This window comes from Halomonas koreensis (genome assembly GCF_031451675.1).
GTDB lineage: Bacteria > Pseudomonadota > Gammaproteobacteria > Pseudomonadales > Halomonadaceae > Halomonas > Halomonas koreensis.
Window position 1 is genome coordinate 221445 of sequence record NZ_JARWAK010000004.1, and the last position, 21040, is coordinate 242484.

Annotated in this window: 21 protein-coding genes; 2 read left to right on the forward strand and 19 right to left on the reverse strand. The window is 67.5% G+C overall.

All coding sequences use genetic code 11. The features are described from left to right. Positions 1-70: 70 nt before the first annotated feature. Entirely contained in the window at positions 71-1216 is a 1146-nt protein-coding gene (locus QC818_RS06930) for a glycosyltransferase family protein (RefSeq protein WP_309652114.1), read from the forward strand. Here the strand turns inward: QC818_RS06930 and hexR are convergent. Next, positions 1173-2039, reverse strand: coding sequence for a transcriptional regulator HexR (hexR, locus tag QC818_RS06935; protein ID WP_309652115.1), 867 nt, complete (start codon positions 2037-2039; stop codon positions 1173-1175). The genes QC818_RS06930 and hexR overlap by 44 nt on opposite strands. Before the next feature lie 194 nt (positions 2040-2233). Here hexR and QC818_RS06940 point away from each other — a divergent pair, with 194 nt between their 5' ends. Continuing rightward, positions 2234-2440, forward strand: a complete 207-nt coding sequence (locus QC818_RS06940; protein ID WP_309652116.1) for a PA3496 family putative envelope integrity protein — start codon at positions 2234-2236, stop codon at positions 2438-2440. Positions 2441-2518: 78 nt separating this feature from the next. Here QC818_RS06940 and QC818_RS06945 read toward each other — a convergent pair whose 3' ends face one another. From QC818_RS06945 to QC818_RS07030, 18 genes are all read right to left on the reverse strand, one after another. Continuing rightward, positions 2519-3859: a sodium-dependent transporter gene (locus tag QC818_RS06945; protein WP_309652117.1), complete on the reverse strand. Its 1341-nt coding sequence runs from the start codon at positions 3857-3859 to the stop codon at positions 2519-2521. Positions 3860-4177: 318 nt separating this feature from the next. Further along, a complete protein-coding gene (locus QC818_RS06950) occupies positions 4178-5068 on the reverse strand; it encodes a DUF72 domain-containing protein (RefSeq protein ID WP_309652118.1) in 891 nt (296 codons plus the stop codon). Beyond that, positions 5065-6897, reverse strand: coding sequence for a glutamine--fructose-6-phosphate transaminase (isomerizing) (gene glmS / locus QC818_RS06955; protein ID WP_309652119.1), 1833 nt, complete (start codon positions 6895-6897; stop codon positions 5065-5067). The genes QC818_RS06950 and glmS overlap by 4 nt, the downstream gene beginning before the upstream one ends. A gap of 10 nt (positions 6898-6907) precedes the next feature. Continuing rightward, the gene (gene glmU, locus QC818_RS06960) at positions 6908-8275 is read right to left on the reverse strand and encodes a bifunctional UDP-N-acetylglucosamine diphosphorylase/glucosamine-1-phosphate N-acetyltransferase GlmU (RefSeq protein WP_309652120.1); all 1368 of its coding nucleotides are present in this window, start codon (positions 8273-8275) and stop codon (positions 6908-6910) included. Positions 8276-8308: 33 nt separating this feature from the next. Continuing rightward, positions 8309-9439, reverse strand: a complete 1131-nt coding sequence (locus QC818_RS06965; protein ID WP_309652121.1) for an FAD:protein FMN transferase — start codon at positions 9437-9439, stop codon at positions 8309-8311. Between the two features lie 207 nt (positions 9440-9646). Next, positions 9647-10444: an undecaprenyl-diphosphate phosphatase gene (locus QC818_RS06970; RefSeq protein WP_309652122.1), complete on the reverse strand. Its 798-nt coding sequence runs from the start codon at positions 10442-10444 to the stop codon at positions 9647-9649. Between the two features lie 71 nt (positions 10445-10515). Continuing rightward, a complete protein-coding gene (gene mgtE, locus QC818_RS06975; RefSeq protein WP_309652123.1) occupies positions 10516-11886 on the reverse strand; it encodes a magnesium transporter in 1371 nt (456 codons plus the stop codon). Positions 11887-11973: 87 nt separating this feature from the next. Next, positions 11974-12402 (reverse strand): F0F1 ATP synthase subunit epsilon, encoded by a 429-nt coding sequence (locus QC818_RS06980; protein ID WP_309652124.1) that lies wholly within the window; start codon positions 12400-12402, stop codon positions 11974-11976. Positions 12403-12426: 24 nt separating this feature from the next. Then, positions 12427-13803, reverse strand: coding sequence for a F0F1 ATP synthase subunit beta (gene atpD, locus QC818_RS06985; RefSeq protein WP_309652125.1), 1377 nt, complete (start codon positions 13801-13803; stop codon positions 12427-12429). Between the two features lie 66 nt (positions 13804-13869). Further along, on the reverse strand, positions 13870-14751 hold the full coding sequence (gene atpG, locus QC818_RS06990; RefSeq protein WP_309652126.1) for a F0F1 ATP synthase subunit gamma: 882 nt from the start codon (positions 14749-14751) through the stop codon (positions 13870-13872). A 67-nt stretch (positions 14752-14818) separates the two neighbouring features. Further along, the gene (atpA, locus tag QC818_RS06995) at positions 14819-16363 is read right to left on the reverse strand and encodes a F0F1 ATP synthase subunit alpha (protein WP_309652127.1); all 1545 of its coding nucleotides are present in this window, start codon (positions 16361-16363) and stop codon (positions 14819-14821) included. 16 nt (positions 16364-16379) lie between these two features. After that, a complete protein-coding gene (locus QC818_RS07000; protein ID WP_309652128.1) occupies positions 16380-16919 on the reverse strand; it encodes a F0F1 ATP synthase subunit delta in 540 nt (179 codons plus the stop codon). 11 nt (positions 16920-16930) lie between these two features. Beyond that, on the reverse strand, positions 16931-17401 hold the full coding sequence (locus QC818_RS07005; RefSeq protein WP_309652129.1) for a F0F1 ATP synthase subunit B: 471 nt from the start codon (positions 17399-17401) through the stop codon (positions 16931-16933). Between the two features lie 64 nt (positions 17402-17465). Further along, a complete protein-coding gene (gene atpE, locus QC818_RS07010; protein WP_071943354.1) occupies positions 17466-17714 on the reverse strand; it encodes a F0F1 ATP synthase subunit C in 249 nt (82 codons plus the stop codon). A 69-nt stretch (positions 17715-17783) separates the two neighbouring features. Continuing rightward, positions 17784-18647 (reverse strand): F0F1 ATP synthase subunit A, encoded by an 864-nt coding sequence (atpB, locus tag QC818_RS07015; RefSeq protein WP_309652130.1) that lies wholly within the window; start codon positions 18645-18647, stop codon positions 17784-17786. Between the two features lie 14 nt (positions 18648-18661). Further along, positions 18662-19048, reverse strand: a complete 387-nt coding sequence (locus QC818_RS07020) for an ATP synthase subunit I (RefSeq protein WP_309652131.1) — start codon at positions 19046-19048, stop codon at positions 18662-18664. 214 nt (positions 19049-19262) lie between these two features. Continuing rightward, entirely contained in the window at positions 19263-20186 is a 924-nt protein-coding gene (locus tag QC818_RS07025; RefSeq protein ID WP_309652132.1) for a ParB/RepB/Spo0J family partition protein, read from the reverse strand. 40 nt (positions 20187-20226) lie between these two features. After that, a complete protein-coding gene (locus QC818_RS07030; RefSeq protein WP_309652133.1) occupies positions 20227-20997 on the reverse strand; it encodes a ParA family protein in 771 nt (256 codons plus the stop codon). Positions 20998-21040: the final 43 nt, after the last annotated feature.

Sequence of the window (21040 nt, forward strand, 5' to 3'; positions counted from 1 at the left end):
ACTGGCATCGCGTCCCAAGGCCGTTTAGGATCCCCGCTTTTCTTAGTGCCAGTGAAGAATGGACTCTGCCATGGCCAAGCTCGCCGCCTTGAATGCCGTACGCCTGCCCGCCGCCTCATCGTTGAGGCGGCTTCCGAATCGCAAGAATGCCGTCTCGTCGCGCGAGCTCGCTCTCTTCGATGACCGTACCCTCTTCTACGATGTCTTTATCGATGCCGAGGCTTCACGTCTGCGCGCCATAGGCCCCCCTGCTCTCAACCTACGGAAAGCACTCGCCAGGATGACGCTCAGGATCAATGGGGCACGCGTGCGCTATCGGCTTCGCGAACTCCCGGAGCAGAAGCTGTCACTGCTGGAAGCTCGTATCACTCCCCTCGCCATCAACGACATCTCGTTCGAGCTGGGCGACTTCGTATCCCGACATCGACTCCCCCCGCTTGCCCTGCCCAAGGGAAGAAAGGTTCTGGCCGCCATTTCCAAGAACAATCGACTGGAGTGGATCTCTGCCTGGGTCGATTTCTACCGCCACAACTACGGCATCGATGATGTCATCCTCTATGACAACGGCAGTGACAATATCGAGGCACTGGAGACGGCGCTACGAGGCCGCGCCACCGTAATTCGCTGGAACTTTCCCTATGGTCCTCCCGGCAGGCGACACAACAAGTTCGCCCAGCCTGGCGCCCTCAATCACTGCCTCAGAAAGTTCGCCGGACAAGGCCGACTCTTCAACTTCGACATCGACGAGCTGTTGATCGCCGATCCCGACCAGCTGGAAACGGAGCTGGAAGGACGCGACACCCTGTATTTCGAGAGCTACAACGTGCCCTTCGTGCGTCCCGAGCGTGCCCCCTACACTCACTTCGACTTCACCCGGCGCTATGCCGAGCGACGTCGATCGGCACGCAAGTTCGTCTGCCTGAGCGAGGGCGTGGACGTGATCTCCCAGCACAACACGTGGAGCCCCCTGCTCCTGCCCGGAAAACGCCCGCTACGCCGCAACCGGCCGCAGCGGATGACCAGTGAACACGCCTATTTCCTGCACTTCCTCGGCATCACCACCAACTGGCAGCCACACCTGAACAAGCTCGAAGAGGTCGGCCTCGATGGACTGGTCCTCGATGACAGCCACCTGCGTCGTCGTCCGAAGAGCACAGCGACAGGGGACGCCTTCACTCCGAATGCGGATCCGGTTCCGGAAAGCGCAGCGGATTGAGGCTCTTCTTCACCGCCTTGAGCTGCTCGGCCAGCCTGGGCCCGCGGGTCTTGGCCACGCCCACCGCCAGGACGTCGACCAGCACCAGGTGGGCGATCCGCGAGCTCATCGGGGTGTAGATCTCGGTGTCCTCGTGGACATCGATGTACAGCGGCAGGGTCACCTCCTCGGCCAGCGGCGAGCCGCTGGGGCACAGGCCGATCACCGTGGCGCCGGCCTCGCGGGCCAGGCGCACGCTGGCCACCAGCGCCCGGGTGCGCCCAGTCTGGGAGATCGCCACCACCACGTCGCCTTCCTTGAGGGTCACCGCCGACATGTTCTGCATGTGCGGATCGGCGTAGGCCGCCGTGGAGATCTGCAGCCGGAAGAACTTGTGCTGGGCGTCGAAGGCCACCGCCCCCGAGGCGCCGAAGCCGTAGAACTCCACCCGGTTGGCCATCGCCAGGGCATTGATGGCGCGATTCAGCGACTCGTTGTCCAGGCGGTCGCGCACCGACAACAGGGTGCCCACGGTGGAATCGAAGATGCTGTGGGAGAATTCCGCCACCGAGTCGCTGTCGTTCATCGAGAACTGGGCGAACTGGCTGCCGGTGGCCAGCATCTGGGCCAGCTTGAGCTTGAAGTCCTGGAAGCCGTTGCAGCCCAGGGCCCGGCAGAAGCGCACCACCGTGGGCTCGCTGACCTTGGCCTCGGTCGCCAGGTCGACGATGCGCATGTGGATCACTTCCTCGGGGTTGCGCAGCACGAAGCGTGCCACCTTCTGCTCGGAGCGGCGGAAGTGCTCCATGCGGCGTCTCATTTCATCGAACAGGCCAAGGCTCACGGGGCACTCCTTGTGGAACATCGGGGTCGTGGTGCCCAGTATGCCCCAAGCGGGCGTCCGATGGGCACTACCGGGGGCTCGCGGGCGTTGGCGAGCCGCCATTCATCATTCTGTCAAGTGGGGTATAGTAAGAAATGCAGTGTCGCGCAGCGTCAATGATGCCGGCACCCTCACTGCAGACAGGAGAGTCGATCATGCGCAATGTCGAACGGTTAACCTCCGTCAAGAGCGAGCTTCTCGACATCTTCATGAGCATGGAAGTCGCCGAACACGAACAGCGCACCCGCAGCGCCGCCCAGCGCAACCTGCGGGCGCGCCGCGGCATCGAGCTCCACGAGGAGTTCAAGCGCCTCAGCCAGGACATCGCCGACCTCCCCGAGGACGACGCGGAGATGCACTGAGCCGCGGGGCCAGACGCGACGAGCCCCGCACGCGGCGGGGCTCGTCGTTGGCGTCGTCGCCCGGGGCGACGCGGACGCTCAGAGGCTGGACACGAAGACCGCGATCACGCCGATCGGCGCCACGAAGCGGGACACGATGGTCCACACCGTCGCGGCGGTGTCGCCGAGCCCGAGCTCCTGCCGCACGCTGTCGCGATCCAGGAACCAGGCCACGAAGACCACGGCCATCAGGCCGGTGAGCGGCAGCAGGAACTTGCTGGTCACGGTATCCAGCAGGTCGAAGACGTTCAGGCCGAAGATCAGCACGTCGCTCCAGACGTTGAAGGCCAGCAGCGCCGCGATGCCCAGCGCCCAGGTCGCCGCGCCGGCCACCAGGGTCGCGCCGACCCGCGACAGCGGGGTGCGCTCCTCGACGAACTCCACCACCGGCTCCAGCAGCGAGATGGCCGAGGTCAGGGCGGCGAAGGTCAGCAGCAGGAAGAAGAACAGCCCCAGGATCACGCCGCCGCCCATGTTGCCGAAGGCCAGCGGCAGGGTGACGAAGATCAGCCCCGGGCCGGAGCTCAGGTCGAGGCCGTTGGCGAAGACGATGGGGAAGATCGCCAGGCCGGCCACCAGCGCCACCGCGGTATCCAGGATGATCACGGTGCGGGCGGTCTTGAGCAGGTTCACGTCCTCGCCGAGGTAGGAGCCGTAGGCCATCATGATGCCCATGCCCAGGGACAGGGTGAAGAAGGCCTGACCCATGGCCGCCAGCACCACGCCGCCGTCCAGGGCGCCGAAGTCGGGGTTGAACATGAAGCTCAGCGCCTCGCCGAAGTGACCGGTGGTCATGCCGTAGCCGACCAGCACCACCAGCAACACGCCGAGCGCGGGCATCAGGCTGCGCACGGCGCCCTCCAGACCCTTGGTCACGCCCCGGGCCACGATGCCGATGACCAGCAGCATGAACACCGAGTGGCCGGCCAGCAGCAGGCCGGGATTGCCCAGCATGTCGCTGAACAGGCCGCCGATGCCGTCGGCGTCCTGACCGGTGAAGCCGCCGGTCACGGAGCCCAGGGTGTAGTAGAGCGACCAGCCGCCGATCACGCTGTAGAAGGAAAGGATCAGGAAGGCGCCCAGGATCCCGCTGATGCCCACCAGCATCCAGGCCTTCGTCCGCCCCGAGGCCTTGGCCAGATCGGCCATGGAGTTGGCCGGGTTCTTCTGCCCCCGGCGGCCGACCAGCCACTCGGCGATCAGGATCGGCAGGCCCACCAGGGCGATGCACAGCAGGTAGACCAGCACGAAGGCCGCGCCGCCGCTGTCACCCACCATGTAGGGAAACTTCCAGATATTGCCCAGACCGACCGCGGACCCGGTGGCCGCGAGGATGAAGGTCAGTCGGGATGACCACTGTGCATGGGTAGATTTCGACATGTTTCACCTTGATAAAGCGTGTCGTCACCGATCGATCGGATGCGATGACGGCGTTGTGATTGTAGTCGCCACGTCCACGGGGGCCGGATCGCGGAACCCCGTATTCAAGGGCATAACGCATGCCAAGCAGGATCGCTGCCGAAGCTACGCTCCCGCCGCCAGGGCGGGAACCTCGGGAGGAATATCATGGGAATCACGCGGGATAAACGATCAACTCCACAATATTCCATGGCAAGTGACGATCAAGCCGTAAAAATATCCGATCATACGCTTGGTGGCCAGCCATGGCGGGAAAACCACCGCGGCGTCTGACGTCGATCAGAACAGCGCGGCCTGGCATTCGCCGGGAAAGGCCGGCAGGGCGGGCAGCCCGGCTCGCTCGGCGACGGCCGCATGGAGTCGGCGCGCCAGCTCGGGGGCGCGGCGGTTGTCGGCGGTGTGCACAAAGAGGCAAGGGGTTTTCCCCTGTTTTATCCACAGGGCGAGGCGCTCGATCCAGGGCGCGAAATAGCGGATATTGGTCGCCTCGTCAACATGCCCGATGAAACGGATGACGGGAAAGCTCCCCGTGGAAAGCACGTGCAGCGGGCGTTTCGGCTTCTCGTGCTGAGCCTGCCGCAGGCCCGGATGGCCGCCGGCCGGGGTGGAGAACAGCGGGCGGACGTCGAGCATCACCCGGTTCGCGCCATGAGTTATCAACAATCGGTTGAGGGCCGCCTCGGCGCTCCCCTTGTGGAAAAACTCGCTATGGCGCACCTCCACGGCACAGGGCAGCCACCCCGGCCAGCGCGACAGCAGCGCCTCGAGACGCACCAGCTCGGCGGCGCCGAAATCCCGGGGCAGCTGGACCATCATCGGCCCCAGTCGATCGTGCAGCGGCGCCAGGGCCGCCAGGAAAGCGTCCAGATCGTCCTCGATCCCGGCCAGGCGCCGATCGTGGGTGAGCGCGGCGGGAAGCTTGAAGCAGAAGCGGAAGCCGGACGGCGCCTGCCTGGCCCAGGCCGCCACCGTCTCGGGCCGGGGCGCGCCGCTGTAGAAGGTGGTATTGCCCTCCACCGCGGAGAAGACCCGGGCATAGTCGCCCAGGTGGCCCTCCCCGCCGCCATGGGGCGGATAGAGCCCGCCCCGCCAGTCGGGGTTGGCCCACATCGGCAGGCCCAGGTGAAGGCGCGGCGTCGCGTCCCGCGACGCCGCGGCGCTGGCGCTCATTCCACGGTCACGGACTTGGCCAGGTTGCGCGGCTGATCCACGTCGGTGCCCTTGAGCACCGCCACGTGGTAGGCCAGCAGTTGCAGCGGCAGGGTATAGAGCAGCGGCGCCAGGGCATCCTCGACGTGGGGCAGGCGCAGCACCCGGATACCCTCGCCGTCCTCCAGGGCCACCCGCTCGTCGGCGAAGACGAACAGTTCGCCGCCCCGGGCCCGGACTTCCTGGAGGTTGGACTTGAGCTTGTCGAGCAGGGCATCGTTGGGCGCCACCGCCACCACCGGCATATCGCCGTCGACCAGCGCCAGGGGGCCGTGCTTGAGCTCGCCGGCGGGATAGGCCTCGGCGTGGATGTAGGAGATCTCCTTGAGCTTGAGGGCCCCCTCCAGGGCGACGGGAAAGTGCGGTCCGCGCCCCAGGAAGAGGGCATGGTGCTTCTCGGCGAAAGCCGCGGACAGCGCCTCGATGGCGGGATCCAGCGCCAGCACCTCGGCCACCTGGTGGGGCAGGCGGCGCAGCGCCTCGACCAGGGTCGCCTGCTCGTCGGCGTGCGCACCGCGCACCCGCCCCAGCGCCAGGGTGAAGAGCATCAGGGCGGCGAGCTGGCTGGTGAAGGCCTTGGTGGAGGCGACGCCGATCTCGGGGCCGGCCTGGGTCATCAGCGTCAGGTCGGACTCCCGGACCAGGGAGCTGCCGGGCACGTTGCAGATCGCCAGGCTGCCCAGGTAGCCGAGCCCCTTGGCGAAGCGCAGCGCCGCCAGGGTGTCGGCCGTCTCGCCGGACTGCGAGAGGGTGACCAGCAGGGTTCCCTCGGGCACCACCACCCGGCGATAGCGGTACTCCGAGGCCACCTCCACCTGCACCGGCACCCCGGCATAGCGCTCTAGCCAGTAGCGAGCCACCATGCCGGCGTGGTAGCTGGTGCCGCAGGCCACCAGGTGGATCTGGCGCACCTCGCCGAACAGCGACTCGGCGTCGGGGCCGAAACTCTCGATCAGCACGCTGCGCTCGCCGAGCCGGCCCTCCAGGGCCGCGGCGATCACCGCCGGTTGCTCGTGGATCTCCTTGAGCATGAAATGCCGATAGTCGCCCTTGCTGGCGGCGCCGTCGCCATGCTCGAAGGTCTGCACGGGACGCTCCACCCGCGTCCCCGCGGCATCGAACACCTCGATCCCGCCGCCGGCGGAGAGGCGCACCACGTCGCCCTCCTCCAGGTAGATGAAGCGGTCGGTGACCTGCAGCAGCGCCAGGGGATCGGAGGCCAGGAAGGCCTCCTCGATGCCCACGCCGACCACCAGCGGGCTGCCCTGGCGGGCGCCGATCACCACGTCCGGCTCGTCGGCGCGCACCACGCCCAGGGCATAGGCCCCGTCGAGGCGCGCCAGCACCCGCTGCACCGCCGCCAGCAGGTCGCCCTGGCGGGCCTCGCGGTCGAGCAGGTGAGCCATCACCTCGGTGTCGGTCTCGGAGGCGAAGGCGTAACCCTCGGCCTCGAGCTCGCTTCTCAGCGCCTCGTGATTCTCGATGATGCCGTTGTGCACCAGGGCCAGGCGTTCCCCGGACTGGTGCGGATGGGCATTGGCCTCGCTGGGCTTGCCGTGGGTCGCCCAGCGGGTATGGGCGATGCCGCAGCGGCCGGCCAGGGGGGCGGCGGTGAGGCGCTCCTCCAGGGCGGCCACCTTGCCCAGGGCCCGGCGCCGCGACAGGCGGCCCTCGACATCGAGCACGGCCATGCCGGCCGAGTCATAGCCGCGGTACTCGAGCCGCTTGAGCCCCTCGAGCAGGATGCCCTGGACGTTGCGCTGGGCGACGGCGCCGACGATGCCACACATGGTTCTCTCCTCAGAGCTCGTCTTTCTTGACCGGCCGCTGCCAGTCTTCCTTGCTGATCAGACGGCCCCGGCTGACCGTCAGGCTGTTGTCCGCCACGTCCCGAGTCAGGGTAGAGCCGGCCCCCACGGTGGCGTCCTTGCCCACGCTGATCGGCGCCACCAGGGCGGTGTTGGAGCCGATGAAGGCGCCATCGGCGATCTCGGTGCGATGCTTGTTGGCGCCGTCGTAGTTGCAGGTGATGGTACCCGCCCCGACGTTGACCCCGCGTCCCAGGCGGGCGTCGCCCACATAGCTCAGGTGGTTGATCTTGCTGCCCTCGCCGACCTCGGCGTTCTTGGTCTCGACGAAGTTGCCGACCCTGGCGCCCACCGCCAGGCGCGAGCCGGGCCGCAGCCGGGCGAAGGGCCCGATGCGGTTGTGGCCGGCGACCACCGCCCCCTCGATCACGCTGTGGGGCTCGATCAGCGTCTCGGCGCCGACATGGCTGTCGCGGATCACGCAGTGGGGGCCGATGCGCACGCCCTCGCCCAGCTCGACGTCGCCCTCGAAGACGCAGCCCACGTCGATCTCCACGTCATGGCCGCAGGTCAGGGTGCCGCGCACGTCGAGGCGCGCGGGGTCGGCCAGCGCCACGCCTTCGGCCATCAGCGCCTCGGCGATGTCGTGCTGGTGGGCGCGCTCGAGGCGCGCCATCTGTGCCCGGTTGTTGACGCCCTCGACCTCCAGGGGGCGTGCCGGCTGGGCGGTGGCGACGCGCACGCCCTCGGCGGCGGCCATGGCGATGACGTCGGTGAGGTAGTACTCCCCCTGGGCGTTGTCGTCGGAGAGCTGCGGCAGCCAGCGACGCAGCTGGGCGGCGGTCATCGCCATGATGCCGGTGTTGCACTCGCGCACCGCGCGCTCGGCCTCGGAGGCATCCTTGTGCTCGACGATGGCCACCGGCTCGCCGGCCTCGTCGCGCAGGATGCGGCCATAGCCGGTGGGATCGTCCAGGGTCACGGTGAGCAGGCCCAGGTGGTGCTCGTCGACCCGCGCCAGCAGGTCGCGCAGGGTCTCGCGGCGGATCAGCGGCACGTCGCCGTAGAGCACCAGCACCTTGCCCTCGCCGAGGGCCTCCAGGGTCTGGGCCACGGCATGGCCGGTGCCCTTCTGCTCGGCCTGCAGGGCGAAGCGTATCGGGCGGTCGGCCAGCGCCTCGCGGACCCGCTCGGCGCCATGACCCACCACCACATGGGTGCGCTCGGCCTCGAGGCCGGCGGCGGTATCGATCACGTGACGCAGCATGGGCTTTCCGGCCAGGCGGTGCAGCACCTTGGGCAGGGCCGAACGCATCCGGGTGCCCTGCCCGGCCGCCAGTATCACCACATCGAGGCTCATCGTGACTCCTTGTCGGTCAACCGTTGAATCGGCTCATTCTAGTGCGTCCGAGGGGCCGGCATCCACGTCGGTGTTTCCCCGGGCGGCGGCCAGCGGCGCGTCGACCACCTCGACGCCCATCTCCGCGAGGGTGTCGCGGCCGAAGCGCGCGGCGAAGGCCGGACTGGCCAGGCTCTGCCAGCCGTCGCCCCGGCGCACCAGCATCAGCACGGCCAGGCCCTGCTCCCGGGCCGCGGCCATGCCTTCCCGCTCGCCGAGCACCGACAGGGCGGTGGCCCAGGCGTCGGCCCGGGCATTGGAGGGATCGACCACCGTCACCGAGGCCAGGCGATGGCGGATCGGTCGCCCGGTGCGCGGATCGATGGTGTGCGAATAGCGGCGGCCGTCCGCCTCGAAGTAGTTGCGGTAGTCGCCGGAGGTGGCCACCGAGGTCGCCTCCAGCGGCAGCACGTACTTGGCCTGGGGGCGGCCGTCGCGGGGAATCTCGACGCCGACGCGCCAGGGTTCGGCCTCGCCGTCGCGGAAGCCGGCGACCTCGAGCTCGCCGCCCAGGTTGACCAGGTAGTGCTCGAGACCCTGCTCGGCCAGGTAGTCGGCCACCCGGTCGGTGGCATGCCCCTTGGCCACCCCCGAGAGGTCGACGAAGACGTCCTTCAGGCGCCGCGCCCGCCGCGCCTCGACGTCGAGCTCCAGGGTGTCCATGCCCACCTCGGCGAGCCGCGCCTCGATCAGGGCATCCTCCGGTACCTCCCTCGGGCGCGCCTCGGGGCCGAAGCTCCACAGGTTGACCAGCCCGCCCACGGTCACGTCGAAGGCCCCGTCGCTGGCCTCGGCCACCGAGCGGGCGATGGCCAGCACCTCGACGAGCGGCGCGGAGAGCCGCTGCCACTCGCCCACCGGGGCATGATTGAAGGCCACCAGCTCGGCGTCGTCGCGATAGGTGGACATGGAGGCATCCACGCTCTCGAGCTCGGCGAGGATGCCTTCCTCCAGGGCATCGCGGCGCTCGGCGGTGATCGGCTCGGCGATGGTCACCTGGTAGAAGGTGCCGAAGATATCGCCCTCCAGGGTGACCGGGGGCTCCAGGGTCCGCTCCGAGCAGCCGGCCAGCAGGGCGACCAGCAGCAGCGTCAGGAAGGCAAGGCGAAGGCTAGGGAGGGACATGACGGGACTCCAAAAAAAACGACCGAAGGATGTGCTGATTCATGTCGCGAACGACGAGAGGCGGGGACGCCTAGCCTGGTTGCCGCCGGAGCGCAGAACCGAGCGAAGCGACAAACATCCGGAGGATGGCTAGGTTCGTTACCGACGAACCTGCGCACTTCCCAGCTCCCTATGGGTCGTCGAGCGCAGCAATAAATCAGTGCTTCCTCAACCGAATAGCCAGATCAGGGCAACTCCCAGGATCAGCCGATAGACCACGAAGGGCTGCATGCCGATCCGCCGGATGAAGGCCAGGAAGAAATGGATGCACAGGTAGGCGCTGAGACCGGAGAACAACGTCCCGGCGGCCAGGTCGCCCCAGGCCACCGGCGCGGCGACCTCCGCGAGTTCCAGCGTCTCCAGCCCGCCGGCCAGCACGATCACCGGGATCGACAGCAGGAAGGAGAAGCGCGCCGCGGCCTCGCGGTTGAGGCCCAGCATCAGCGCCGCGGTCATGGTGATGCCCGAGCGCGAGGTGCCGGGAATCAGCGCCAGGGCCTGGGCCAGGCCGATCCATAGGGCATCGCGCCAGGTCATGCGGTATTCGCTGCGGCTGCCGCGATGCCGCCAGTCGGCATAGCCCAGCACCAGGGCGAAGACGATCAGGCCCCCGGCCAGGACTAGCGGCGCGCGCATCACCGCCTCGATGGTGTCCTTGAAGGCCAGGCCCGCCAGCCCCACCGGGATGGTCGCCAGGATCACCCACCAGGCCAGGCGGGCGTCGGCGTCGGTGCCGCGCCCGGCGACGCTGCGGCACCAGCTGCCCGCCATGGCCACCAGCTCCTGGCGAAAGTACAGCACCACCGCGATCAGGCTGCCCAGGTGCAGGGCCACGTCGAAGGCCAGGCCCTGGTCGGGCCAGTCGGTGAACACCGGCACCAGGATCAGGTGGGCGGAGCTGGAGATCGGCAGGAACTCGGTCAGTCCCTGGACGATGGAAAGCAGGACGATCTGTAGCCAATCCATGGGGCGCTCTGTCGGGGCGAGTATCGGTCGGAGGCAGAGGATACACGGCCGGGACCTGCCTGTCCGCCCGTTCAGCCGCCGGACAGCACCAGGGTGGCGATGCTGAAGTAGATCAGCACCCCGGAGGCGTCGATCAGGGTGGTGACCAGTGGCGCCGAGGCGGTGGCCGGGTCCCAGCCCAGCCGGTCGAGCAGGAAGGGCAGGCACATGCCCAGCAGGCTGCCGAACAGCACGATGGCGATCATGCTCACCGCCACCACCAGGGCCACCGCCTCGCCGCCGCGGAACACCCCGATCGGCGCCACGGCCAGCGCCATGGTCAGCCCCAGCGAGCCGGCCACCAGCAGCTCGCGACCCAGCAGCTTGCCCCAGTCGCGCACCCCGACGTCGCCGGTGGCCATGCCCCGGACCATCAGGGTGGCGGCCTGGGCGCCGGCGTTGCCGCCGCTGCCGATCAGCAGCGGCAGGAAGAACACCAGCGCCACCTGGGCGGCGATGGTCGCCTCGAAGTGGGCGATGCCGGCCCCGGACAACAGGTTGCCGAACACCAGCAGCACCAGCCAGGTGACCCGCTTGCGGTACAGACTCCACAGCGGCACCCGGCTGACGCCGTCCTCCAGGGTCCCGATCGACATCCCCTTGTGGATATCCTCGGTGGCCTCGGACTCCACCACGTCCAGGGCGTCGTCGTGGGTGACGATGCCCACCAGGCGGCTGGCCTCGTCGATCACCGGCAGGGCCAGCAGGTCGTAGCGGGCCACCACCCGGGCCACCTCCTCCTGGGGGGTGTCCACCCGGGTATGGATGACGTCGTGGATCATCAGGTCGTCGACCCGGGCGCCGGGCCGCGCCACGATCAACTGACGCAGCGACATGGTCCCGGCCAGCCGGCCCTCGGGATCGATCACGTAGAGCTGGTAGACGGTCTCGGCGTCCGGTGCGGTCTGGCGAACCCGCATCAGCGCCCGGGACACCGTCATGCCGGCGGGGATGGCCACGTAATCCGAGGTCATCAGCGCCCCGGCGGTGCCCTCCTCGTAGCTGGCCAGGCGCTTGAGCTCCTCACGCTCGCGGTGGGCCATGCGCCTCAGCAGCGCCTCGCGGCGATCGTCGCCGAGCACCTTGAAGAGGTCGGCGCGCTCGTCGGCGCCCATCTCCTCGAGCACCGCCTGCAGGACGTCATCGCCCATGGTCTCGGTGATGCTGAGCTGCTCCTCGCCGTGCAGATGGCCGATCACGCTGGCCCGGCGCTCCAGGGGCAGGCACTCCAGCAGGGCGCGGGCGCGCAGCAGGTCCTCGTCGCCGATCAGGTCCTGGAGGATCTCGGCGATGTCCGCGGAGCGCAGCTCCGGCAGCTGGGCGTCCAGGCGCGGGCGGTCGTCCGCCTCGAGGGCGTCGAGCAGGGCGTCCCGATGGCGGGTCAGGGTGTCATCGAGGGGCATGGGGGTCCTCCCGGTGCCGGCGCGAACGAAGGCGCCCCCCGACCAGCAGGCCGGGGGGCGCCATCATCGCACAGGGCGGGTCGAGCGTCAGCTGTGGCCCGCCTTGCGCCGCAGCTGCTGGATGGTCCGCAGCTGGGCCATGGCCTCGGCCAGCTCGGCCGTGGCACGGGTGTAGTCCATCTCGGCGGACTTGTCCTGCATGGCCTTGAGGGCCTGCTGGCGAGCCTCCTCGGCGGCGGCCTCGTCCAGGTCGTCGGCGCGCACGGCGGTGTCGGCGAGCACGGTGACCACCTCGGGCTGGACCTCGAGGAAACCGCCCGAGACATAGAAGTGATCCTCTTCACCTCCGCCCCGGACGATGCGCACCGGGCCGGGGGCCAGCTCGGTTAGCAGCGGCGTGTGGCCGGCCAGCACCCCGAGATCCCCCACGCGACCGGCCGCCACGACCTGCTCGGCATCGCCGGAGAAGATCGACGCCTCGGCGCTGACGATCTCGCACTTGAAGGTTTTCGTCATGATGACGTCTCCCAGGTGGAGGGATTACTTCATCTGGTTGGCTTTCTCGACGGCCTCGTCGATGGTGCCGACCATGTAGAAGGCCTGCTCCGGCAGCTCGTCATATTCGCCATCCAGGATGCCCTGGAAGCCACGGATGGTTTCCTTGAGGGACACGTACTTGCCGGGGGCGCCGGTGAACACCTCGGCGACGAAGAACGGCTGCGACAGGAAGCGCTGGATCTTACGCGCCCGGGCCACGGTCAGCTTGTCCTCGTCGGACAGCTCGTCCATGCCCAGGATGGCGATGATGTCCTTGAGCTCCTTGTAGCGCTGCAGCACGCCCTGCACGCCGCGGGCGACGTTGTAGTGCTCGTCGCCGATGACCAGCGGATCCAGCTGACGGGAGGTGGAGTCCAGCGGGTCGATGGCCGGGTAGATGCCCAGCTCGGCGATGGAGCGCGCCAGTACCACGGTCGCGTCCAGGTGCGAGAAGGTGGTGGCCGGGGACGGGTCGGTCAGGTCGTCCGCGGGCACGTACACCGCCTGCACGGAGGTGATGGAGCCGGTCTTGGTGGAGGTGATGCGCTCCTGCAGGACGCCCATCTCCTCGGCCAGGGTCGGCTGGTAGCCCACCGCGGAGGGCATGCGGCCCAGCAGTGCGGACACCTCGGTACCGGCCAGGGTGTAGCGGTAGATGTTGTCGACGAACAGCAGCACGTCGCGGCCTTCATCGCGGAACTTCTCGGCGATGGTCAGGCCGGTCAGGGCCACGCGCAGGCGGTTGCCGGGCGGCTCGTTCATCTGGCCGTAAACCAGCGACACCTTGTCGAGGACGTTGGACTCCTGCATCTCGTGGTAGAAGTCGTTGCCCTCGCGGGTCCGCTCGCCGACACCGGCGAACACGGAGTAACCGCTGTGCTCGGTGGCGATGTTGCGGATCAGCTCCATCATGTTGACGGTCTTGCCGACGCCGGCGCCGCCGAACAGGCCGACCTTGCCGCCCTTGGCGAAGGGGCACACCAGGTCGATGACCTTGATGCCGGTCTCCAGCAGCTCCTCGGCTGCCGCCTGATCGGCGTAGCCCGGTGCCTTGCGGTGGATCGGCATGCGCTCTTCTTCGCCGATCTCGCCGGCCTCGTCGATCGGCTCGCCCAGGACGTTCATGATGCGTCCCAGGGTCTCCTTGCCGACCGGCACGGAGATGGCCGCTCCGGTGTTGGTGACCTCCATGCCACGCTTCAGGCCCTCGGTGGAGCCCATGGCGATGGAGCGCACCACGCCGTCGCCCAGCTGCTGCTGGACTTCCAGGATGGTCTCCTTGTCGGAGACCTTCAGCGCGTCGTAGACCTTGGGCACGTCGTCCCGCGGAAACTCTACGTCAATCACCGCGCCGATGATTTGTACGATACGTCCGCTCATCTTGGTTCCTCTCAAATACCTGCAAATGAAACCCGGTTGCCGGGAGGGCGATGCCCTCCCTCGGCGCTATACGGCGGCGGCGCCACCGACGATCTCGGAGATTTCCTGGGTGATGGCCGCCTGACGGGCCTTGTTGTACACCAGCTCCAGGTCGTCGATCAGATTGCCGGCATTGTCGGTGGCGCTCTTCATGGCGATCATCCGCGCGGCCTGTTCGCAGGCCACGTTCTCGACCACCGCCTGATAGACCTGCGCCTCGACGAAACGCACGAGCAGGCTATCCAACAGCTCCTTGGCATCCGGCTCATACAGGTAGTCCCAGCTTCCGGGACGCTTGTCTTCTTCGCTCTGCGACTCGGCACCCATCTCGGGCGACAGGGGCAGCAGCTGACGGACCACCGGCTTCTGGGTCATGGTGTTGACGAACTCGTTGAACACCACGTACAGGCGGTCCAGCTTGCCCTCGTCGTAGGCATCCAGCATCACCTTCACGCTGCCGATCAGGTCGTCGGCCTTGGGGGCCTCGCCGAGGCCGCTCTTGGCCGCGACCAGGCTGCCGCCATACTTGCGGAAGAAGGTGGTGGCCTTGCTGCCCAGGGCGCAGAAATCCAGCTCGGCGCCGTTGTCGCGCCAGGCCTGGGCGTCCTTGACGATGGCCTTGAACATGTTGACGTTCAGGCCGCCGCACAGGCCGCGATCACTGGACACCACGATGTAGCCGACCCGCTTGACCTCGCGCTCCTCCATCCACGGATGCTTGTACTCCGGGTTGGCATCGGCGATGTGGCCCACGACCTTGCGGATCTGCTTGGCGTAGGGGTGGCTGGCCCTCATCCGGTCCTGCGCCTTGCGCATCTTCGACGCAGCGACCATCTCCATGGCACTGGTGATCTTCTGCGTGTTCTTGATGCTCCCGATCTGGGTGCGTATCTCTTTTGCAGCTGCCATAGCGATCTACTCCGTTCGTGGCACTCAGAATGCTCCAGGGCCCGCCCCGGAGGGCGGGCCGGCGGGATTACCAGCTCTGAGTGGCCTTGAACTTGTCGAGACCGGCCTTGAGGCCTTCCTTGATCTCGTCGCTGTAGTCGCCGGTCTGGTTGATCTTGTCGAGCAGCTCGGCGTACTCGGACTTCATGAAGTCCTGCAGGGCGCGCTCGAAGTCCAGCACCTTCTTGACCTCGACGTCTTCCAGGTAGCCCTCGTTGGCGGCGTACAGGGAGACGGCCATCTCGGCCACGGACATCGGCGAGTACTGAGCCTGCTTCATCAGCTCGGTGACGCGCTGACCGTGCTCCAGCTGCTTGCGGGTGGCCTCGTCCAGGTCGGAGGCGAACTGGGCGAAGGCCGCCAGCTCGCGGTACTGGGCCAGGGCCAGGCGCACGCTGCCGCCGAGCTTCTTGATGATCTTGGTCTGGGCCGAGCCACCGACGCGGGACACCGAGAGGCCGGCGTTGATCGCCGGGCGGATGCCCGAGTTGAACAGGTCGGTCTCGAGGAAGATCTGACCGTCGGTGATCGAGATCACGTTGGTCGGAACGAAGGCGGAGACGTCGCCACCCTGGGTCTCGATGATCGGCAGCGCGGTCAGCGAGCCGGTCTTGCCCTTGACCTCGCCGTCGGTGAACTTCTCGACGTAGTCGGCGTTCACGCGGGCGGCGCGCTCGAGCAGGCGAGAGTGGAGGTAGAAGACGTCGCCCGGGAAGGCCTCGCGGCCCGGCGGACGACGCAGCAGCAGGGAGACCTGGCGATAGGCCACGGCCTGCTTGGAGAGGTCGTCATAGACGATCATGGCGTCTTCGCCGCGATCGCGGAAGTACTCGCCCATGGTGCAGCCGGAGTAGGCGGCCAGGAACTGCATCGGGGCCGGATCGGCGGCGCCGGCGGCGACCACGATGGTGTGCTCCATGGCGCCGTGCTCTTCCAGCTTGCGCACCACATTGGCGATGGTCGACTGCTTCTGACCGATGGCCACGTAGACGCAGGTGACGCCGGTCCCCTTCTGGTTGATGATGGCGTCGACCGCGATGGCGGTCTTGCCGATCTGGCGGTCGCCGATGATCAGCTCGCGCTGGCCGCGGCCGATCGGCACCATGGCGTCGATGGACTTGAAGCCGGTCTGGATCGGCTGGTCCACGGACTGACGGGTGATGACGCCGGGGGCGACCTTCTCCACCGCGTCGGTCTGCTTGGCGCCCAGGTCGCCCTTGCCGTCGATCGGGTTGCCCAGGGCGTCGACCACGCGGCCGCGCAGCTCGGGGCCCACCGGCACCTCGAGGATGCGCCCGGTGCACTGGGCGGTCATGCCCTCTTCGAGCTGCAGGTAGTCGCCCAGCACCACGGCGCCGACGTTGTCGCGCTCGAGGTTCAGCGTCATGCCGTAGATGCCGCCGGGGAACTCGATCATCTCACCGAACATCGCGTCGGTGAGACCGTGGATCTGCACGATGCCGTCAGACACGCTGACGATGGTGCCCTGGTTGCGGGCTTCGGATGCGACATCCAGCTTCTCGATGCGCTGCTTGATGATGTCGCTGATCTCGGAAGGATTCAGTTGCTGCATGCCATGTCCCTCAGACTCAGGCGGAAAGGGCCTCGTGGAGGCGGTTCAGTCGACCACGCACCGAGCCGTCGATGACGGTGTCGCCGGTGCGCAGGATCACGCCCCCCAGGAGGCTTGCATCCACCTGAGTGGTAATGGAGATTTCGCGGTTCAGACGCTTGGCCAGCGCACTCGCGAGCTTGTCCTGCTGCGCGTCGTCCAGCGGGAAGGCGGAGACGATATCGACCTCCATGCGCTTCTCCTGCTGAGCCTTGAGCAGCTCGAACTGCTCGGCGATCGCCGGCAGGGCCGTCAGCCGGTTCTTCCGGCCGACCTGGCGCACGAAGTTGGCGACCTCGTCGGTCACGGCGTCGCCGCAGATCTCGACCAGGGCGTCCACCTTCTGTGCGCCGGAAAGCCGCGGATTGCCCAGCACTCGACGGCGCATGTCGTCGTCCTCGACGACACGCGCCACGGTGGTGAGCATGCCGGACCAGTCCTCGAGCGCCTGGCGTTCAGCGGCGAATTCGAACGCCGCCTTAGCGTAGGGGCGAGCGACGGTAGACAGTTCCGCCATGGGTCACCTCCTCAAAGCTCTTTGGCGAGATTGTCAACGAGCTCTGCGTGCCGCTTCTCGTCGATGGAGGACTCCAGGATCCGCTCCGCGCCCACGACGGCGAGCCGCGATACCTGCTCGCGCAGCTCCTCCTTCGCCCGGTTCACTTCCTGCTCAATCTCGGACTTGGCCTGGGTGATCATGCGCTCGCCTTCCTGGCGGGCCTGGTCACGTGCCTCGTCGATCATCTGGTTGGACCGCTTGTGGGCCTGCTCCAGGATTTCGGCCGCCTGCTCCTTGCTCTCGCGCAGCGTCTCGTTGGCCTGCTGTTCGGCCAGTTCGAGATCGCGTGAAGCACGGCTGGCAGCGTCCAGGCCGTCGGCGATCTTCTTCTGGCGATCCTGCAGGGCCTGCATGACCGGGGGCCATACAAACCGCATGCAGAACCAGACGAAGAACGCAAAGGCGATAGCCTGGCCGATCAGGGTAAGGTTCAGGTTCACGCCAGCACCTCTCGCGTCACGTGTTTGGGGTTAAGGGCTCGTCGGGTCTTGCGACCGCGGCGAGTTAACCGACAAACGGGTTGGCGAAGGTGAAGAACAGCGCGATACCCACACCGATCATGGTCACGGCGTCCAGCAGGCCGGCGACGATGAACATCTTCACCTGCAGCATCGGGATCATCTCCGGCTGGCGAGCGGCGCCTTCCAGGAACTTGCCACCCAGGATACCGAAGCCGATGGCGGTACCCAGGGCGCCCAGGCCGATCAGCAGGGACACGGCGATGGCGGTCAGACCCAGAACTTGTGCTTCCATGGTGGTTCTCTCCAGTTAGGTTTAGAGGTTGATGGTTAAGGGTGAGTGGTAAGGGTTAAGGGTGAAGCGTCAGTGCTTCTCCACCGCCATGCTCAGATAGACGATGGTCAGCATCATGAAGATGAAGGCCTGCAGGGTGATGACCAGGATGTGGAACACCGCCCAGGTGAAGTGCAGCGGCAGCTGCCAGAGCCCGATCATGGCGATCAGGATGAAGATCAGCTCGCCGGCGTAGAGGTTGCCGAACAGACGCAGGGCGAGCGAGATCGGCTTGGCCAGCAGGGTCACCGCCTCGAGCAGGAAGTTGACCGGCACGAACAGCGCCTGGACCAGCTTGTTCGGCGAGTTGAACGGATGCAGGGTCAGCTCGCCGATGAAACCGGTGAAGCCCTTCTCGCGGATGGTGTAGAACAGGATCAGGGCGAAGACCGACAGCGCCATGCCCAGGGTGGCATTGACGTCGGTGGTCGGCACCACCTTGAAGTAGACGTGGGCCGGGTCCGCGCCGAACATGGCGCCGACCTTCTGGGCCAGCATCGGCAGGAAGTCCACCGGCACCAGGTCCATCAGGTTCATCAGGAAGACCCAGCAGAAGATGGTCAGCGACAGCGGCGCGATCAGCTTGCTCTTGCCGTGGAACGTATCCTTCACGGAGTTGTCCACGAACTCCACCATCAGCTCGACGAAGTTCTGCAGGCCGGTGGGCACGCCGGTGGTGGCCTTGAGGGCCACCTTGCGGAACAGCAGCACGAACACCAGGCCCAGGCCGATGGACCACCCCAGGGTGTCCAGGTGCAGCGCCCAGAAGCCCATCTCGGAGGCTTCCTCGGCCGAATGGGCGATGGTCCAGCCGTGCTCCGGGTGGTTGCCGAAGGTCAGGTTCTGCAGATGGTGCTGGATATACTCCGTGGGAGTCGGGTTGTTGCCTGCCATGATCTGCCTCGATATCAGGTGTGTGACGGTCGCCGCAGCAGCCAGGGCCCCAGCCAGTGGACGAACAGCGTCACCACGTAAGCGCCAAAGAAGAAAGCGGGGTTTGAGGGAGGCACTGCAATGAACACCAGGGTGAACAGAGCCGCCGTCAAACCGAACTTCCCGGCTTCCGCGCGGTAGAAGCCGTTGACGATGTTCCTGGTATGTCGAGCTCCCTGATGGCGGAAGACTCGCCAGGCGAAGAAGGCATTGGGCAGGAAGGCCACCATGCCGCCGAGCCATGCCGACAGCGCCGAAGGACCACCTCCCGACCCACCGGCGAGGAGGGTCATCAGACACACCGCGGCGAGTTGCACCAGCAGCAGTCGTCGAACGCTGGGACGCTTGATCCTGGCTGCCATGGAGTCTCCGTGCAGTGTGCCGCCATCCGGCGTCCCGATCGCCTTCAAGGACCGCCGCCCGTCAACCCAACGGCGGGTCCGGCGCGATTATAGGGAAGCCCCTCGAAGGCTTCAACCGATCGCGAGGCGATTTCGCGCGATATCACGCCAGCTTACGACGAAAAGGCGAGAAAAATCCGGTTAACCGTTTAGCAAGCTAAACGCCATCGCCCTTTCAACGGATGTGCTCGAGGATGCCGTCGAGCTCGTCGAGGCTGGCATAGCGGATGGTCACCCGCCCCTTGCCGCCGCGACCGTGCTGGATCTTCACCGGGGCCCCGAGCAGCTCGGCCAGGCGGGACTCCAGCCGCGCCACGTCGGGGCTCTGCGACGGGGCCTCGGCCGGCTTCGCCTCGCCCTGGGTGAGCCGCTTGACCAGCGCCTCGGTGGCGCGGACGGTGAGGTCCTTGTTGACCACCTCGTGGGCGGCCTGGCGCTGCTTGGGGCCGGACAGCGCCAGCAGGGCCCGGGCATGGCCCATGTCCAGGTCGCCGCGCTCGAGCAGGGTCTGGACTTCGGGGTCCAGGGCCAGCAGGCGCAGCAGGTTGGCCACCTGGGCTCGGGAGCGGCCCACCGCATCGGCGGCCTGCTGCTGGGTCAGCTCGAACTCGTCGAGCAGGCGCTTGAGCGCCAGGGCCTCCTCGATGGGGTTGAGGTTCTCGCGCTGGATGTTCTCGATCAGCGCCAGGGCCAGGGCCGCCTCGTCGGAGACCTCGCGGACCACCGCCGGGATGACGTCCAGCTCGGCGAGCTGGGCGGCCCGCCAGCGGCGCTCGCCGGCGATGATCTCGTAGCGCTGCTCGCCGGTGGGCCGCACCACGATGGGCTGCATCACCCCCTGGGCGCGGATCGAGTCGGCCAGTTCCTCCAGCGCCTCGGGCTGGATGTCGCGGCGCGGCTGGTAGCGGCCGCGGCTCAGCTGGCCCAGCGGGAGCCGTTCCAGGCGCTCCTCGGGACACGGCGCCGGGGCGGCGCCGTTGACCTCGGGGGCCTCCGGGTCGCCGTCGAGCTCCGGCAGGTCCAGGCTTTCGCGACGCCGGGCGCCGGCGCCGATCAGGGCATCCAGGCCGCGTCCCAGGGCGCGTTGTTTGCGCGTCATCGACTTTCCCTCACTGGTGATCACACCGAAGCGGCGTGGACTACAACGACAGGCGGCGAATCAGTTCCTTGGCCAGCACCCGGTGGGCCTGGCTGCCCCGCGAGAAGCGGGCATACTTGGTGACGGGAAGCCCATGGCTCGGCGCCTCGGCGACCCGCACGTTGCGCGGGATGGTGGTCTTGAGCAGGGCATCGCCGAAATAGTCGCGCAGCTGCTTACTGACGTCCCGGGTCAGGCTGTTGCGCGAGTCGTACATGGTGCGCAGGATGCCGAAGATCTCGAGGCCCGGATTCACGCTGGCCTTGATCTGCTCGACGGTATCGAGCAACGCGGACAGCCCCTCCAGGGCGTAGAACTCGCATTGCAGCGGGATCAGCACGCCGTCGGCGGCGGTCAGGCCGTTGACGGTGAGCAGGCTCAGCGAGGGCGGACAGTCGATCAGCACCACGTCGTACTCGCCGGCCACCTCGCCCAGCGCCTTGACCAGGCTCTGCTCGCGGCCCTCCTCCCGCTCCAGCAGCTCCACCTCGGCGGCGGTCAGGTCGCCATTGCCGGGCAGCAGGGCATAGCCCGCCTCGGGGCAGTCGAGGATGACCTCGGAGGGGCGACGCTCGCCCAGCACCACGTCGAGCACGCTGCCGTCGAGCTCGTGCTTGTCGATGCCGCTGCCCATGGTGGCATGGCCCTGGGGATCCAGGTCCACCAGCAGCACCCGCCGGTCCAGGCCGGCCAGGCTGGCGGCGAGGTTGACGGCGCTGGTGGTCTTGCCCACGCCCCCCTTCTGGTTGGTCAAGGCGATAATCTTGGTCACGGCGACATCCTTGCGTTGGGAGACAGGGTTCGCGGCCCCGACC

Excerpts from the sequence above, each read along its gene's own strand:
- QC818_RS06930 (WP_309652114.1), top strand. The coding sequence starts at position 71 with ATGGCCAAGCTCGCCGCCTTGAATGCCGTACGCCTGCCCGCCGCCTCA.
- QC818_RS06940 (WP_309652116.1), top strand. The coding sequence starts at position 2,234 with ATGCGCAATGTCGAACGGTTAACCTCCGTCAAGAGCGAGCTTCTCGAC.
- QC818_RS06945 (WP_309652117.1), bottom strand. The coding sequence starts at position 3,859 with ATGTCGAAATCTACCCATGCACAGTGGTCATCCCGACTGACCTTCATC.
- QC818_RS06950 (WP_309652118.1), bottom strand. The coding sequence starts at position 5,068 with ATGAGCGCCAGCGCCGCGGCGTCGCGGGACGCGACGCCGCGCCTTCAC.
- glmS (WP_309652119.1), bottom strand. The coding sequence starts at position 6,897 with ATGTGTGGCATCGTCGGCGCCGTCGCCCAGCGCAACGTCCAGGGCATC.
- glmU (WP_309652120.1), bottom strand. The coding sequence starts at position 8,275 with ATGAGCCTCGATGTGGTGATACTGGCGGCCGGGCAGGGCACCCGGATG.
- QC818_RS06965 (WP_309652121.1), bottom strand. The coding sequence starts at position 9,439 with ATGTCCCTCCCTAGCCTTCGCCTTGCCTTCCTGACGCTGCTGCTGGTC.
- QC818_RS06970 (WP_309652122.1), bottom strand. The coding sequence starts at position 10,444 with ATGGATTGGCTACAGATCGTCCTGCTTTCCATCGTCCAGGGACTGACC.
- mgtE (WP_309652123.1), bottom strand. The coding sequence starts at position 11,886 with ATGCCCCTCGATGACACCCTGACCCGCCATCGGGACGCCCTGCTCGAC.
- QC818_RS06980 (WP_309652124.1), bottom strand. The coding sequence starts at position 12,402 with ATGACGAAAACCTTCAAGTGCGAGATCGTCAGCGCCGAGGCGTCGATC.
- atpD (WP_309652125.1), bottom strand. The coding sequence starts at position 13,803 with ATGAGCGGACGTATCGTACAAATCATCGGCGCGGTGATTGACGTAGAG.
- atpG (WP_309652126.1), bottom strand. The coding sequence starts at position 14,751 with ATGGCAGCTGCAAAAGAGATACGCACCCAGATCGGGAGCATCAAGAAC.
- atpA (WP_309652127.1), bottom strand. The coding sequence starts at position 16,363 with ATGCAGCAACTGAATCCTTCCGAGATCAGCGACATCATCAAGCAGCGC.
- QC818_RS07000 (WP_309652128.1), bottom strand. The coding sequence starts at position 16,919 with ATGGCGGAACTGTCTACCGTCGCTCGCCCCTACGCTAAGGCGGCGTTC.
- atpE (WP_071943354.1), bottom strand. The coding sequence starts at position 17,714 with ATGGAAGCACAAGTTCTGGGTCTGACCGCCATCGCCGTGTCCCTGCTG.
- atpB (WP_309652130.1), bottom strand. The coding sequence starts at position 18,647 with ATGGCAGGCAACAACCCGACTCCCACGGAGTATATCCAGCACCATCTG.
- QC818_RS07020 (WP_309652131.1), bottom strand. The coding sequence starts at position 19,048 with ATGGCAGCCAGGATCAAGCGTCCCAGCGTTCGACGACTGCTGCTGGTG.
- QC818_RS07025 (WP_309652132.1), bottom strand. The coding sequence starts at position 20,186 with ATGACGCGCAAACAACGCGCCCTGGGACGCGGCCTGGATGCCCTGATC.